Below are 14416 nucleotides of genomic sequence, written 5' to 3'. Positions count from 1 at the left end.
CCTCAGCAGCGTCGCTCGATGATTCGGTCGATGATGCGTCCCGTCGAGAGGACTTCCTCGTCGTACGTCTGGTCGCGCGGCGTCGCACGAGCGACTTCGCAGTCGATACCGCGTTCGGCGAGCGCGGCTTTGATTCCCGCTTCGTCGTGGTGTTGGTCGTATCCGAGGACGATGACGCTGGGGTCTATCTCTTCGATCGGAACGAAGATGTCGTCGGGGTCCCCCAGATGTGCCTCGTCGACGACGTCGAGGGCGGCGACCATGTCGCGCCGCTGTCGGTCGTCGAGAATCGGTTTCGCCTTGTGCGTCACGTTCTCCCCACGGGCGATGATGACGTGTAGTTCGTCACCCATCGCTTTCGCGTCCGACAGGTAGTGGACGTGGCCGGGGTGGAGGATGTCGAACGTCCCTTGTGCAATAACTCGTCTCATCGGTCTAACTCCGCGTCGATATCTTCCTGTGTGAAATCGAAGAACGATTCGGGGTCTGGGAGGTCTACGTTGTAGACTGGCAGGTCGCGTGGTTCACCAGATTGGTCGAACACTTCCCAGTCGTTCGGGCCGTACGGATGGCCCATGATGATGTGTGCGGTCCCACTGCCGAAGGTGTCGAGGTCGGCATCGCTCGGTCGAAGCACGCCGTTGGGGTGTGAGTGAATCGACCCGACGGCACGGAAGTCGTTCGGAACGAGGTTGGTCCTGACGGTCGCGCTGTACGGGTCCGAGACGGTCCCTGGGATGATGAGGACGTCCGTGACGAGGAGGCCGTCACGGTCGAGTCCGAACTTGCTGGCGTCCTCCCCACGGAGGAGTCCCATGTACTCGTTCGGATGTGTCTCAGTAGCGGATTCGAGCGCGAAGTCGAGGGTCTCGGCAGCGATTCCGATGACCTCCCGCGACCGGAACAGTCGCATACCGAGTCGTCGGCGGGCACTCCATCTAAGGGTTCCGGAACGAGGACTTTCCTCCGCGGAATAGCACCGCCATACTCAGGTTCCCCCCGAACCGAACGACATCTGTGATGGACGCTGCCGCCGTGGTCGAACGTGTCGTCGCAGTACTCGAGGCGGACGCCGACCCACATACCGTGACAGAACTCGACGGCGGTCACGTTGGCCAGGTGTTCGCCCTCCACTTTCCTCGGGGGGAGTCGCTCGTGGCGAAAGTGGGGCCGACACCCCTCGACGTCGAAGGGGCGATGCTCACGTCGCTCGCGCGGGCGGGGTTGCCAGTTCCGACTGTTCACTACGCGGACGAAGACCTGCTCGTTCTCGACTACGTCGACGGCGACGCCGAACTCGACTCCCGAGCAGAACGTGACCTCGCCAGACACCTCGCGTCACTCCACGACACCACGGCACCGGCGTTCGGTTTCCCGTACGACACGCTCTCCGGCCCGTACGACCAACCGAATCCGTGGACCGACTCCTGGGTCGAGTTCTTCGGCGACCAGCGACTCCGACCGTGGTGTGCCGCAGCAACGTCTTCCGGACTCCCCGAATCGATGGCCGAGCGAATCGACGCTATCGCGAGCGACCTCGGCGACCTCCTCACCGAACCTGACGCGCCCCGACTCGTCCACGGTGACGTCTGGGAGGGGAATCTCGTGGTCCGTGAGGGTCGCGTCGCCGCGTTCCTCGACCCAGCGTGTTACTACGCACATCCGGAGGTCGAACTCGCGTACATCGAGTGGTTCGACAGCGCCGGTGACGACTTCTTCGAGACGTACACCGACCTGCGGCCGCTCGACCCCGGATTCTTCGACGAGCGTGCACCGGTCTACGCCCTCTTTCCACTCCTCGAACACGTCCGCGTGTTCGGGTCAGACTACGTCCCCGAGATTCGAGACGCGGTCGAGGCAATCGGGTACTGACCCGGTCGGACGACGACGGCCGAACGGCGAATCTGGGGTTCGCGTCCGCGAGACGCTTTTGTAAAGCTTAACACCAACCCCCGACCTAGCGAGACTATGAGCGACGAGCACGCCGGGGATTCCGGCGCCGACTCGGGTCCGAATTCGGACTCACGACCTATCGTCTACGATTTAGCACCGAACTGTACCGTCGAAGACACCGAAACCGACGCGTACTACCACGCCGTCGTCAACGGCGTCGTCGAATACGGCATCTTCGTGGATATCTCCGACTCTGTCTCTGGGCTCATCCACGAGTCGAACCTCTCGACCGATTACGAGGTCGGTGACCGCCTGGTCGTCCGACTGGAAGAAGTTCGAGAGAACGGCGACATCGCGTTCGCCGAGGAGACGCCGGACAACTACCGGACGCTAATCGTCGAACACGAACCGACTATCACGCCCATCGCCGACCTCGCGGTCGGTGAGAGTGCGACCATCGAAGGCGTCGTCGCGCAAATCAAACAGACCGGCGGCCCCACCGTCTTCCGCATCGCCGACGATTCGGGAATCATCGCCGCCGCCGCCTTCGAAGAGGCCGGCGTCCGTGCGTTCCCGCACGTCGAACTCGACGACGTCATCCGGATGAACGGAACCGTCGAGGACCACGAAGGGACGCGCCAACTCGAAGTCGACGGCCTGTCGGTTCTCGAAGGCGACGACGCCGACGAAGCACGCGACCGAATCGACGCTTCGATGGACGAACTCGCAGAACCCGAAGACGTCGACCCGCTCGTCGAGTGGCCCGCGTTCGAGAAACTCCGCGAGGACCTCGAAGACGTCGCCCGACTCCTGCGCCGGACGGTCCTCGAAGGTCGCCCGATTCGCGTCCGCCACCACGCCGACGGCGACGGCATGTGTGCGTCCGTGCCGGTCCAACTGGCGCTCGAGAAGTTCATCACCGACGTCCACGACGACCCCGACGCGCCCCGACACCTGTTCAAGCGACTGCCGAGTAAGGCACCGTTCTACGAGATGGAAGACGTCACGCGCGACCTGAACTTCGCGCTGGAAGGCCGCGCCCGCCACGGCCAGCGACTTCCCTTCCTCCTCATGCTCGACAACGGGTCGACCGAAGAGGACGTCCCTGCCTACGAGAACCTCGCCCACTACGACGTGCCAATCGCCGTCGTCGACCACCACCACCCCGACCCCGAAGCGGTCAACCCGCTCCTCGACGCCCACGTCAACCCGTACCTCCACGGCGAAGACTACCGCATCACGACGGGCATGATGTGTGTCGAACTCGCGCGGATGATCTACCCCGACGTGACCGACGACCTGCGTCACGTCCCGGCAGTCGCCGGTCTCTCGGACCGCTCGAAGGCCGAGGTCATGGACGACTACATCGCACTGGCAGAAGCGGAAGGCTACGACCGCGAGGAACTCCTCGACGTGGGTGAAGCGCTCGACTACGCCGCACACTGGCTTCGCTACAACGACGGTGCGTCCATCGTCAACGACGTGCTCAACGTCGGCTGTGACGACGACGAGCGCCACCGCGAACTCGTCGAGTTCCTCTCGACCCGTGCGGAGCGCGACGTCGAGCGGCAACTCGAAGCGGCGGAACCCCACCTCGAACACGAGCGACTCGACAGCGGGGCGAACCTCTACCGTATCGACCTCGACAAGTGGGCCCACCGCTTTACCTACCCCGCGCCGGGGAAGACGACGGGCAAACTCCACGACGAGAAGGTCCAGGAGACGGGCGAACCCGTCATCACCATCGGCTACGGTCCCGACTTCGCCGTCCTCCGGTCTGACGGCGTCCGCCTCGACATCCCGCGGATGGTCGCCGAACTGAACGAGGAAGTCGTCGGTGGCGGCGTCTCGGGTGGCGGCCACCTCGTCGTCGGCTCCATCAAGTTCGTCAGCGGCATGCGCGAGGAAGTCATCGACACGCTCGTCGAGAAGATGGCCGAAGCAGACATCGACGAAGAACTCTCGACGACGGCGTAAGCCGACGTTCGCGTTCGACACACGGACAGACAGCTCTCATTTTTCGAACTCCACTCGCCTGAGAGCGACCAGTCCGACGAGGACGGCTATCGCCGCCGCACCGACGAGTACCGGTCGCGCCCCGTCTCTGCTCGCGTTCCAGTCGGCCTCGAACACCTCGCGGTAGTACGTCGCGGCCACCGGGTCGGCGATGGCGACCGACAGTTCTCGATTTTGGGTGGCCGAGTGGGTGTTCCAGTTGAGACTCCCGACCACGACAGTGTCGTCAGCGACGACTCCCTTCGCGTGTATCGCTCCGTAGCGACCGGCGGGTCGCGCGAGCCGAACCGAGAGCGGATTTCCGGTTCGGTCGGCCCAGCGGTTCAACCGGTCGGCCAGTTCGCGGTTCTCGTCGTCGACGTACCACACGCTCCCGAGGAGGAGGCGGACGCGAACACCTCGCTTGGCCGCCCGTTTGAGGGCCACGACGAACGGGCCGTCGTCCTCGACAGTCGGTTGTATCACGTCGATTCGTCGGTCGGCGGCGTCGAGTCGGGAGACGACCGCCCGTTGGGCGTTGTCCGGGGCGCGGACGACGGAGATTCTGTCGGCGCGTAGCGTCTTCGGTGCGACACGGGAGGGGTACGACCCGTTCGCGCGCTCGGTGACGACGAACTCGCGACCGACTCGGTACGACTCCCACGGGCGGGTTGCAGGGAGCGTCGCGTCGTCAGCGAACGTCGCCGCGAGGTCGGTTGCGACCGAACGAGAGGAGACGACGACGCCCCATCCGCGACTCTTCTGGCCGCCGGTCCCCGCAGGTTTCCAGTTCTCCGTCGTGACGAGCGCGGCGTCGTCGCTGACGGCGTATTTCGCGTGGTGAAACGAGTGCGGGTCTCCGACGACGCGAACGGTGACGCCGGCCGCGACGAGTCTGTCGAGGAGGCGGGCAGACGCTCGCGGAAACCCACCGACTGGCGCGTCGTCTACCAGAACTTCGACGCGGACGCCTCGTTCACGTGCGGCGACGAGTTCGTCCGCGACGCGGGACGACGAGACGACGTAGCCCGCGAGGAGGAGTCTGTCGTCGGCAGCACGCAGCGTCTCCAGTGGCATGGTCGGCGAGTCCGGGAGGACGAACAGCGTCGCGTTCGCGGGGCCGTGGGTCGTGACGGGGCGGCGCGGGAGCGTCCGAGGCCACCACGACCACGCGCCGTCGCGTCGCTCGAGGCGTTCGTTTTCCTTGGTTCGGTCGTAGACGAGTCGGTCGGCGACGTTGCCATCGACGGTGAGTGTGACTTCCTCACCACCATTAGCGAGGGCGAGACCGGGAGAGACGACCGGGTAGTCGGTGAGGTTCGCGGTGGCCTCGGGATTCGACGTGACGGCGACAGCTCCGCCAGGTGCGACGAACGAGACGCGTTGCTCGCCGTCGTCGAGAGTGAGGTTGGTGCCCTCGGGTGCGCGCACGACGACGAACTCACCTCGGTCGTCGGGCGTCGCCGGGTCGGGGAGGGCAGCGACGATTCGGGCGTCTGGGTGGTCGGGTGGGGTTTCTGGTTGTGGGGTCGCTGGTGGTGAGTCACCGGCGGCCGCTATCGGTGCAGGTGCGACGGCGGCGAGGACGATGATGGCGAGGACGACCCGGTGGAACACACGCCGCGGTGGTCCCGTGATGGTACAAAAAGGTTCGTTGGGTTGGGCGATGACTCGCTATTCGTCTTCAGGCGAATTCCCGATTGGGTATCGCTCCACGGGGAGTCCCGGTGCGCCGACGTCGAGTTTCAGGAACGCCGGATACGTGTCCGGCCGTTCGTCCGGCGGCAGTGCGAAAGCCGGCAGTGCGAGATTGACGATGTACAGCGTCTCAGTTTGCCCACCGATGGTCCCGAACGTCACGTCAGCAGGTTGGTCGAGAAGTGGGCCGCCGCCGTCGTTACTGGCCAGCGTTTGCATCTTCCCACTCGGTGCGATACGGACGATTTCGTTGCCGCCGTTGTCTGCGACGTAGAGGTTGTTTCGGACGTCCATCGCGAGTCCGTCGGGACCAACGAGTCCATCGGCGAACACTTCGGGTTCGCCCGCATTCCCCTCTCTGTCGACCCGAATTTTGACGATAGTTCCTTTTCCGATGTTGGCCACGTAGACGGTCTTGCCGTTCTTCGAGACCTGGATACCGTTCGCTCCGAGCGCGCCGGGTACAGCAGGCGCCGCGAGGAGACCGTCCGGGTCTCCCGGTGTTCCCGCCCACACCTCTGTGCTGTCCTTCTGGACTTTCCAGACGACACCGAGGATACTGTCCGTGACGAGCAGGGAGTCCCCGAAGAGTGCGATGTCATTGGGGAACGTCGGCACGCCCTGCATACCAGACGATATCGCTGCGTACAGTTCGCGGTTTCCGTCCGAGTCGATAGCCCAGACGCCGTTGGTGTCCGAACCGGGTTGCGTCGCCAGGTCGCTCAAGAACGTCGAGTAGAGCGTTCCACTTGACTGGTCGAATTCGAGGCCCGCCGGCCCGACAGGGAACTCCTGGGCGAAGTTGAACTGGACGAACGGGGAGTCGACGACCTCGTCGTCGGGGCCGAACTTCCAGATCTGTCCCACGGACGGGACGCTGACGTACTTGTTGCCTTCACTGTCTATTGCAACGTTCTCCGGGAGTTCGCCGAATGGTGGTTGCTCGGTAGGACTGGTGAACTCGTAGAGGAGTTCCAGTTCACCCACTTTATGCGACTTTGCGGACGCTAGTGGCACCCCGCCGGCGAGCATCGCCCCGCCAGCACCGAGCGCCTTCAGCATCGTTCTCCGTGATACGAATCGTGTCATGTTTTTCTCCAGTGTAGGTTCGCTCGCGTCGGAGTGGACCACGACCCGTGGTTCTCCAGCGAGCGTTCATAAAAACGTATGAAGTGTTGTTTGATTGTTATATTAGGGGTAAGCCAAACGCTGCAGCGTCGAATCGAGAACGGTCGAACACGTTCGTCGATAATGGTACGTTAGCAGTTCCGCGTGGTACAATGTAGCAAGACAGGATGCAGTAGGCCGTTATGACGGCGTTATCTCTCCGAGAACCTCGCAGGATTCACCGAGTGACTTCTATCTGGTAGCCTACCAGGAACTGTTGATCCCACCCGACTCGAAGCGCTCGGCTGCGAGAGTGATTGCGTCCCTGGAGAATGAGATTTCGTGGACACACGACGCCGCCGAGTCGGGGAGGGCGGCGGCGGGGGTGGCCACAGCTCCGTGTGTTAGACCGTCGCTTCGGGTTCGGACTTGCCTTCGCCGAGGGAGTCGGCGGCGAGTTCGGCCTCGCGCTGGACGAGGTACGACCGGTCGTCGGCGTACTCGGCGGCCGCTTCGAGTGCCGTCTCGGTGCCAATCTGGCGGAGTGCCCACAGGGCGCTCGCGCGCACGGAGTCTACGTCGTCGTCCGCGACGACGTCCGCGAGCGGTTCGACGGCGCGCGTGTCGCCGAGGAGACCGAGTGCACGAGCGGCGGCCGAGCGAACGTTCTCGTTCTCGGTGACGAGTTTGTTCGCGAGCGGTTGAGTCGCTTCTTCGGAGCCGATTTCGCCCAGTGCTTTGAAGACGACCTTCTGGAGCGCCGGGTCGCTGTCGGTGTCGGAGTAGTCGACGAGCATCTCGACACCCTCTTCGGCACCCATCTTCCCGATAGCCTTGATAGCGCCCTTGTTACGGCGCTTGGCCTGCGGTTGGACCGCGTCGTACGCGGCCGGGTCGTTCATGCGCGTGAACGCTTCGATGCAGTACTCTTCCATGAAGCCGGATTGGAAGCTCTCGAACGCGAGGGCAATCATCTCGACGTTGCCGCGCTTCTCGTGTTCTTTGAGCGCCGAGAGTTCCGGCGGGTAGTCCTTGTAGTGACCAAGGACGTCGTAGAAGCCCTGTGCCTGTAGCTTCTCGCGCGTCTCGAGGTCGTCCCACTCTTGTGCGTCGTCGAGACCATCGGTGAGTCCGTCGGTGACGTCGACGAGGTCTGCGATGGTTTCGGCGTCGTCGTCGGCGTCGAGGGCGGCCGCTTCGATGGCCGAGATTGCGTCGTCGAGAGCGGCCGTGAGGGCGTCTTCGTCGTCGCCGTCGACCGAGACGTCGGCGTCGAGCACGCCGCCGAAGTCGTCGGCGAACGCCTCGACCGCAGCGACGATTTCGCCTTCACCCTGTTCGGTCCAGCGCGTGTCCGTGATGGTGGACTTCGCTTCTTCGAGGGTCTCGATGGCGTCTTCCCCGTAGGGGCCGCGCTGGGACTCGAGGTCGTCACGAAGGTCAGACAGCGTCGAGGTGAGTTCCTCGGCAGGGTCTTCTTCGTCGTCGTCTGCTTCGGGCAGGTCCGCGGCCTCGATGTCCGCGTCTATCTCGTCGAGCGTCGCCTCGACGTCGTCGAGGTCGGCTTCGGTTTCAGCCGCTTCGAGCGCCTCTTGTGCCTCGTCGAGGCGTTCGGTGAGGCTCTCGGGCGAGAGTTCCGTCGTATCGTCGTCCCCGTCACTCATATGCCGGAACTGCGTTCGTCGGTAAAAAGAGCGTTTCCCTTCGCTTCGCCTGTCGGTGTGAACGCGACCCGAACAGTTGCTCGATGCCGAGTACTTTTTCGTCGGGACGTCGTCTGTCGGGTCGTGACTGGCCCCACCGTCGCGATTCCACAACTCTCGGTCTCCGACCTCGACACCGAACAGAACGAAGCCGCCATTCGAGAGAGAGCGGCAGAACTACCGGACAGCGCCGATATCGTCCTCTTTCCCGAGTACGCACTGACGGGATTCGTCCCGGACAACCGGGCGTACAGCGGTGCGGTCACGCGCGACCACGCGACCGAATTCCTCGCGTCGGTCGCCGCCGACAACGACGTCGACGTCCTCGCGGGCTACCTCGAACTCGACGACGACACGCTCTACAACGCCGCCGCGTACGTTCGACCCGATGGAACCGCCGACGTCTACCGGAAACGGCACCTCTGGGGCGAAGAATCGTCGGTCGTCACGCCGGGCGACGAACTCGTCGTCGTCGACACACCTGCGGGGAAGACCGGTCTGCTCACCTGCTACGACCTGAACTTCGTCGGAGACAGCGCCGAACTGACCGACGAACGCGTCGACGCGCTCTTCGTCGTCGGCGCGTGGCCCGCCGCACACTCCGAGAACTGGCGGTTGCTCTGTCGCGCCCGAGCGCTCGATGGAGTTCGATGGCTGGTCGGCGCGGGACGGACCGGAAGCGGGACGATTCCCGGCGTGGCCCGGTCGGAATTTGCGGGCCGTTCGCTGGTCGTCAGACCCGACGGCGTCGTCGCGGCAGCGCTGAACCGAGACGAACGGGACCTCCTATGGACGCTCGACCGGGACGTCCTCGACGAACAACGCGAGTTCGTCGGGTCGATTGAGTAACCGCGTGAGTTCGTCGGGTCGGTGAAGTAACGACGCGAGCGCGGTCACGAGAACCGGTCTGCATCACCGGAATCGAGTGGGGTTTTGCCGACGGCGACTAATCACGGACGATGACTGACACGCTCTTTAGTCCGCTCTCTCTGCGAGAGACGGAGCTCCCGAACCGAATCATGGTCTCTCCGATGTGCCAGTATTCGGCTACCGATGGCCTCGCAAACGACTGGCACCTCGTCCACCTCGGGAGTCGGGCGGTCGGCGGCGCGGGTATCGTGATGACCGAGGCGACGGCCGTCTCTCCCGAGGGTCGAATCTCACCGAACGACCTCGGCATCTGGTCCGACGAACACGCCGAGGCACTCGAACGAATCACGACGTTCGTGAAGTCGATGGACAGCGTCCCGGCGATTCAACTCGCACACGCGGGGCGGAAAGGAAGCAAGTCGCGGCCGTGGGACGGGAGCAAACCGGTGTTCCCCGAAGACGGCGGGTGGAATCCAGTCGCCCCGAGCGACGTGCCGTGGCCCTACGACGAGGACGCTCCCGAACTCCACGAACTCTCGACGGAGGAAGTCGGCGACGTCGTCGACGACTTCCGCGCGGCAGCAGCGCGCGCGCTCGACGCGGGATTCGAAATCGCGGAGGTCCACGCGGCCCACGGCTACCTCCTCCACGAGTTCCTCTCGCCCGTGACCAACCACCGCGACGACGAGTACGGCGGGTCGTTCGAGAACCGCACGCGCATCGTCCGCGAGGTGACCGAGGCGGTCCGCGAGGTGTGGCCCGACGACAAACCTGTGTTCGTTCGAATCTCGGCGACCGACTGGTTAGACGACCGAGCGTCGTGGGATATCGACCAGTCCGTTCGTCTCTCCACAGCGCTCGGTGACATCGGAGCAGACCTCGTCGACGTGAGTTCCGGTGGAATCCACCCCGACCAGCAGATTCCGAGCACCGGCCCCGGCTATCAGGTTCCGTACGCCGAACTCATCCGCGAGGAGACCGACGTCCCGGTCGGTGCAGTCGGCGGGATTCGCACGGCCCGCCACGCCGACGAAATCGTCCGAAACGGTCGCGCCGACCTCGCTATCGTCGGTCGCGAACATCTCCGCGACCCCTACTTCGCCCTCCACGCAGCGACGGACCTCGACGCAGACGTCGAGTGGCCGCCGCAGTATCGCCGCGCCCTCCCTCGCTGATAACGACCGCCTCCCCTCGAAGGCTTATCCCCGATGCGACCCAACAGTGTCGTATGAGCGACCGACGACGGGACGACGATATCCTCGACGTACTGGACGAACTCGGGGAGACACTCGACGAACTCGGAACCGAACTCCGGGAAGAACGTGACCGCGAGGTTCGCGACCGGTTCCGAACCCCTCGTCCGCCGACGTTCGGCGAGGTGATGCGCTTTACCGAGTCGTACACGCTCCCGACCATCATCGCCGTCCTCGAAGCGACTATCGCCTCGCTCGAACTCCTCCGCCGTCTCATCCGCCTGTCGGACCCTGGGCGAGCGATGGACGACGCCCGGAGAGAGACAGAGATTCAACTCCGTGGCGTCCCACAGACCGCGGTTACGGGCGTCGAGCGCGCGCTCGACGAACTCCGCCGGGCACTCTCCGAGGCGGACCTTCCCTCGAACTCTGACGCGCGCGACATCATGGAACACGCCCGGTCGCTCGCGGACGAACTCGACGCTCGAATCACCGACGCAGAGCGAGAACGCGACCGACGTGAACGACGCTGGCGCGACGACGAAACCCGGTTCGAGTCGAGTTGGCGACAGCGTTCGAACAGACAGGAGTCCCGCGTGCGGGATTCGGGACCTGTCAGAATCGACGTGACCGAAGAAGGCTCAGAGCTCGGCGGAAACGACGACGAATCTGCCGAAAGCGACGACTCGCCACAGGTGGACGTCGACGCCGAACTGGAGTCGATAAAACGCGAGGTCAAAGGCGACGAAGACGACGAAGACGAATAACGACTACTGTGCCTGTCCGAACTCGATTCTGTAGAGACCTGAGAGCCAACCAGCCAGCGCCAGCAACGCGATGCCTGCCGCACCGGTTACCAACACGGGCGTCCGCTGGGTGCTCACGAGGAGAACTCTGAGACCGAAGAGGAGCGAGAGAGTCCCCAAGATGGCCAGTGCTCCCGCCGTACCGAGTCGCCACTGCGGGAGGTCGGTCTTGCGCGCGCCAGTGCGAAGGAGTCCCGCCACGGCAGCACCGACGACGCCGAGGCCCACGATATACGCGGCGAACAACAGGTCGTAGTTTGTCCCTGCGGAGCCGAACGTGACTTCTAACAGGTCGAATCCGACGATGAGGAGGTAGGTCGGAATCTGGAGGGGTTGGAACTGGATGCCGTACCCGAGGAGGTACAGTCCGGCCAGCACCGCAGTCGCGACGACAGCGTCGCGGGCGAAGATAACCTGCTGGGTTCGGTTCATACGAGACGTAGAACGTGTAGCTGTATCAACATTCCCCGTCGGTGTGTCGGGGGAACGTCGGAATCGACAGCAGAGAGCCGTTTACAGCGGTTTAAACTGGTACCCGTCCCAGTCCTGACTCGCCGGTTCGCGGATGCCAGCGCCGGGTTCGCGGAGTTCTTCGCAGTAGACGGGTTCGACTTCGTCGCCGATTTCCACCTCGTCCTCGTCGGTGACTTGTCCGATAGCGCGCACGGGTTCGCCGTCCACGTCGAACTCGACGATGGCGAGCGTGTTGGGTGCGCGGACACCGGGTGGCGTCGCCGTCGAGGTGGTCCACGTCAAGACCGTCGCGGTGTAGTCGCTCAAATCGACGGTTCCGACCGGTTCTTCGCCGTCGGGGCCGACCGGGTGACCGGGGTAGGTGATGCTCCCGTCGGGGTAGCGGTACGCTTCCATCGGGGGGATGTCGTCGGACATTATCGGGACTCCATGATGGTCGTGATGACACAGTTGCCGAATCCACCGACGTTGCACGCGAGGCCGACGTCCGCGTCGACCTGTCGCTCGCCTGCGTCACCGATGAGTTGCTTGTAGATTTCGTACACCTGCGCGACACCGGACGCCCCGAGGGGGTGCCCTTTCGACTTCAGACCACCGGACGTGTTGATGGGAAGTTCGCCGTCGCGGTCGGTGACGCCTTCTTCGACGGCTTTCCAGCCTTCGCCTTTCTCGAAGAATCCGAGGTCCTCAGACTGGAGGAATTCGAGGATGGTGAACATGTCGTGGAGTTCCGCCACGTCGATGTCTTCGGGTTCGAGGTCGGCCATCTCGTAGGCGATTTCCGAGGAGTTGACGACGCCGCCCATCGTGGTCGGGTCGGCGCGTTCGTGGACGACGTGGGTGTCCGTCGCGCCGCCGATACCGGAGATGACGACGTAGTCGTCGGTGTACTCGCGAGCGACGGATTCGGGACAGAAGACGAGTGCTGCAGACCCGTCCGTGATGGGACAGAAGTCGTAGAGACGAAGCGGGTCGGCGACGATTGGCGAGTCCAAGACGGTGTCGAGGTCCACTTCTTTGCGGAACTGTGCGTGCGGGTTGTCGAGGCCGTTTTTGTGGTTCTTGACCGCGACTTTGCCCAGCGACTCGCGAGGCGCGTCGTAGGTGTCGAGGTAGAGTCGCGCGGTGAGTCCCGCGAACGATGGAAGTGTCACACCGTGTTTGTACTCGACGGGGTGGGTCAGCGAGGCGATGACGTCCGTCGCTTCCGCCGTCGTTCGGTGAGTCATCTTCTCGCCGCCGACGAGCATCGTCATGTCGGACGCGCCGGAGGCGACAGACTGCCACGCGGCGTAGACGCCCGCACCACCGGACGAGGAGGTCTGGTCGATTCGAGCGGTGTACGCGGGCATCGCCGCGAGGTCGTGGGCGAGGGCGTTCGGAACCCCGGTCTGGCCCTCGAATTCGCCGCTGGCCATGTTCGAAACGTAGAGGTGCTCGACTTCGTCGGGCGAGATGCCGGCGTCCGCGAGTGCGCTCTGCCCCGCTTCGGCGAGCAACTCGCGAATCCACGCATCGCGTTTCCCGAACTGGGTCATCGATGCACCGATAATCGCTACGCGGTCCATACGCGCACGTCGTTACAGCGCGATTTAAAACCGGGTAATCCCGCTCCGTCCCGTCTCAAACCGTTTATCAGTCGGTCATTCGAACGGGAATGCATGGACGTCGAACGTTTCGCCTCGACGATTGGACTCGTCGGTGCGACTCTCCTCGCAGTCGCCGTCGCGGTCCCTGCCGTCGCCGTCGAATCCGGTGCCGGTGAGATGGCCGCGTACTACGCCGCTGGACCGTTCGGCATCTCTCTCGTCGGGATGCTCGCACTCCTCGAAGTCATCGTCTTTCTCTCGGGGCGGCAGGAACGAACCGACCCTGCTGTAGCCGCCGGGCTCGCGTTCGTGCTGTCGCTTTCGATGCTCGGTCTCTCGGTCGTGTGGACGTTCGCCATCGACCCGAACGTGCTGTTCAGTTTCCCCCAGCAGTACTCGTGGCTGAGTTACCACCGCTGGACCGTCATCGGTGCTGCCGCCATCACGTTCGTCGGGGCCGCAGGCTACGCGCGAAACATCGTCTGAGTCGAGAACGTCTGCGTTTACTGCTCGAAACCGCGTCGAAGAACCCCGGCGGTGTCCCTCGATTTCTCGCTTCGCGAGTCGAAAGGCCCTTAACAGTCGGTGGATTAGGAGTGAGTGGACTAGGTCGGGCAGTTAGGCCCTGCTCTCTACCCGCGAAATAGGTCTTTAGCGGGGACCAAAAACGGGCGCGTCCGGTCAGACCGGCGCGGGCCTCGGAAGCCAACGTAGAAACCTCGTCCCTCGGGGACAGCGGTTCCGTGTACCCCTTCCGCAGGGAAGGGTTGGCGCGGTTCATCGGTGGTACCCCGCCAGGCGCGGGAGCGAGCAGCGGACCATCGGACGTGCGTCGCTCGAGGGATCGCGGGGTGGAGGAGGCAACCGAGATTCCCCACGTCGGAACGCCGGGCAACCTCGCTGTCCACCCATTCATACCTCATTCGAATCGGTGAGCGTCGGCTATGGTTGTCTTCTCTGCGAGCGTTGGTACTGAGACACAACTGTCGATTCGCTCCCGTATTCGACGCCGCGGGACTCCCATTCGACGCCGCGAAACAGTGGGCGACGAAAGATGGAGTTGCCACTCGTCGAGTGTGTGGATTCTG

The 14416-nt window shown here is 64.0% G+C and carries 14 protein-coding genes and 1 other RNA gene; 7 read left to right on the top strand and 8 right to left on the bottom strand.

Features of this window, described 5'->3' with window-relative positions; genetic code table 11:
- Positions 1 to 2: 2 nt before the first annotated feature.
- Together GJR99_RS04210 and GJR99_RS04205 are read right to left on the bottom strand one after the other, a co-directional pair.
- Entirely contained in the window at positions 3 to 431 is a 429-nt protein-coding gene (locus GJR99_RS04210; RefSeq protein ID WP_151109585.1) for an adenylyltransferase/cytidyltransferase family protein, read from the bottom strand.
- Positions 428 to 913, bottom strand: coding sequence for a Mov34/MPN/PAD-1 family protein (locus GJR99_RS04205; RefSeq protein WP_151109582.1), 486 nt, complete (start codon positions 911 to 913; stop codon positions 428 to 430). Before GJR99_RS04205 ends, GJR99_RS04210 begins: the two co-directional genes overlap by 4 nt.
- Positions 914 to 1020: 107 nt before the next feature.
- On the opposite strand from GJR99_RS04205, the gene GJR99_RS04200 reads away from it, so the two are divergent.
- Together GJR99_RS04200 and GJR99_RS04195 are read left to right on the top strand one after the other, a co-directional pair.
- The gene (locus tag GJR99_RS04200) at positions 1021 to 1872 is read left to right on the top strand and encodes a fructosamine kinase family protein (protein ID WP_151109580.1); all 852 of its coding nucleotides are present in this window, start codon (positions 1021 to 1023) and stop codon (positions 1870 to 1872) included.
- A 96-nt stretch (positions 1873 to 1968) separates the two neighbouring features.
- A complete protein-coding gene (locus GJR99_RS04195; RefSeq protein ID WP_151109578.1) occupies positions 1969 to 3870 on the top strand; it encodes a DHH family phosphoesterase in 1902 nt (633 codons plus the stop codon).
- A gap of 36 nt (positions 3871 to 3906) precedes the next feature.
- Here GJR99_RS04195 and GJR99_RS04190 read toward each other — a convergent pair whose 3' ends face one another.
- The 3 genes from GJR99_RS04190 to GJR99_RS04180 all read right to left on the bottom strand — a co-directional run bounded on the left by GJR99_RS04190 (position 3907) and on the right by GJR99_RS04180 (position 8357).
- Entirely contained in the window at positions 3907 to 5505 is a 1599-nt protein-coding gene (locus tag GJR99_RS04190) for a phospholipase D-like domain-containing protein (RefSeq protein ID WP_151109576.1), read from the bottom strand.
- 57 nt (positions 5506 to 5562) lie between these two features.
- Positions 5563 to 6675 (bottom strand): SMP-30/gluconolactonase/LRE family protein, encoded by a 1113-nt coding sequence (locus GJR99_RS04185; RefSeq protein WP_151109574.1) that lies wholly within the window; start codon positions 6673 to 6675, stop codon positions 5563 to 5565.
- Between the two features lie 422 nt (positions 6676 to 7097).
- On the bottom strand, positions 7098 to 8357 hold the full coding sequence (locus tag GJR99_RS04180) for a HEAT repeat domain-containing protein (RefSeq protein ID WP_151109572.1): 1260 nt from the start codon (positions 8355 to 8357) through the stop codon (positions 7098 to 7100).
- A gap of 123 nt (positions 8358 to 8480) precedes the next feature.
- On the opposite strand from GJR99_RS04180, the gene GJR99_RS04175 reads away from it, so the two are divergent.
- From GJR99_RS04175 to GJR99_RS04165, 3 genes are all read left to right on the top strand, one after another.
- Entirely contained in the window at positions 8481 to 9245 is a 765-nt protein-coding gene (locus GJR99_RS04175; RefSeq protein WP_151109570.1) for a carbon-nitrogen hydrolase family protein, read from the top strand.
- Positions 9246 to 9355: 110 nt separating this feature from the next.
- On the top strand, positions 9356 to 10441 hold the full coding sequence (locus GJR99_RS04170) for an NADH:flavin oxidoreductase/NADH oxidase (protein WP_151109568.1): 1086 nt from the start codon (positions 9356 to 9358) through the stop codon (positions 10439 to 10441).
- 53 nt (positions 10442 to 10494) lie between these two features.
- The gene (locus GJR99_RS04165; RefSeq protein WP_151109566.1) at positions 10495 to 11226 is read left to right on the top strand and encodes a DUF7547 family protein; all 732 of its coding nucleotides are present in this window, start codon (positions 10495 to 10497) and stop codon (positions 11224 to 11226) included.
- 3 nt (positions 11227 to 11229) lie between these two features.
- On the opposite strand, the gene GJR99_RS04160 is transcribed toward GJR99_RS04165, so the two are convergent.
- From GJR99_RS04160 to GJR99_RS04150, 3 genes are all read right to left on the bottom strand, one after another.
- Positions 11230 to 11697 (bottom strand): hypothetical protein, encoded by a 468-nt coding sequence (locus GJR99_RS04160; RefSeq protein ID WP_151109564.1) that lies wholly within the window; start codon positions 11695 to 11697, stop codon positions 11230 to 11232.
- A gap of 81 nt (positions 11698 to 11778) precedes the next feature.
- Entirely contained in the window at positions 11779 to 12156 is a 378-nt protein-coding gene (locus tag GJR99_RS04155; RefSeq protein ID WP_151109562.1) for a Zn-ribbon domain-containing OB-fold protein, read from the bottom strand.
- Positions 12156 to 13307 (bottom strand): thiolase domain-containing protein, encoded by a 1152-nt coding sequence (locus GJR99_RS04150; RefSeq protein ID WP_151109560.1) that lies wholly within the window; start codon positions 13305 to 13307, stop codon positions 12156 to 12158. Before GJR99_RS04150 ends, GJR99_RS04155 begins: the two co-directional genes overlap by 1 nt.
- A 93-nt stretch (positions 13308 to 13400) precedes the next feature.
- On the opposite strand from GJR99_RS04150, the gene GJR99_RS04145 reads away from it, so the two are divergent.
- Positions 13401 to 13814 carry a DUF7548 family protein gene (locus GJR99_RS04145; protein WP_151109558.1) on the top strand — a complete coding sequence of 138 codons (414 nt, stop codon included), beginning with the start codon at positions 13401 to 13403 and terminating at the stop codon, positions 13812 to 13814.
- A 112-nt stretch (positions 13815 to 13926) separates the two neighbouring features.
- Positions 13927 to 14238: signal recognition particle sRNA (gene ffs / locus GJR99_RS04140), an RNA gene on the top strand.
- Positions 14239 to 14416 lie beyond the last annotated feature (178 nt).

This window comes from Haloferax marinum, assembly GCF_009674625.1.
Taxonomy (GTDB): Archaea; Halobacteriota; Halobacteria; order Halobacteriales; family Haloferacaceae; genus Haloferax; species Haloferax marinum.
Note: the sequence above shows the minus strand (reverse complement) of the source record. Positions and strands in the feature narration are given on the sequence as shown.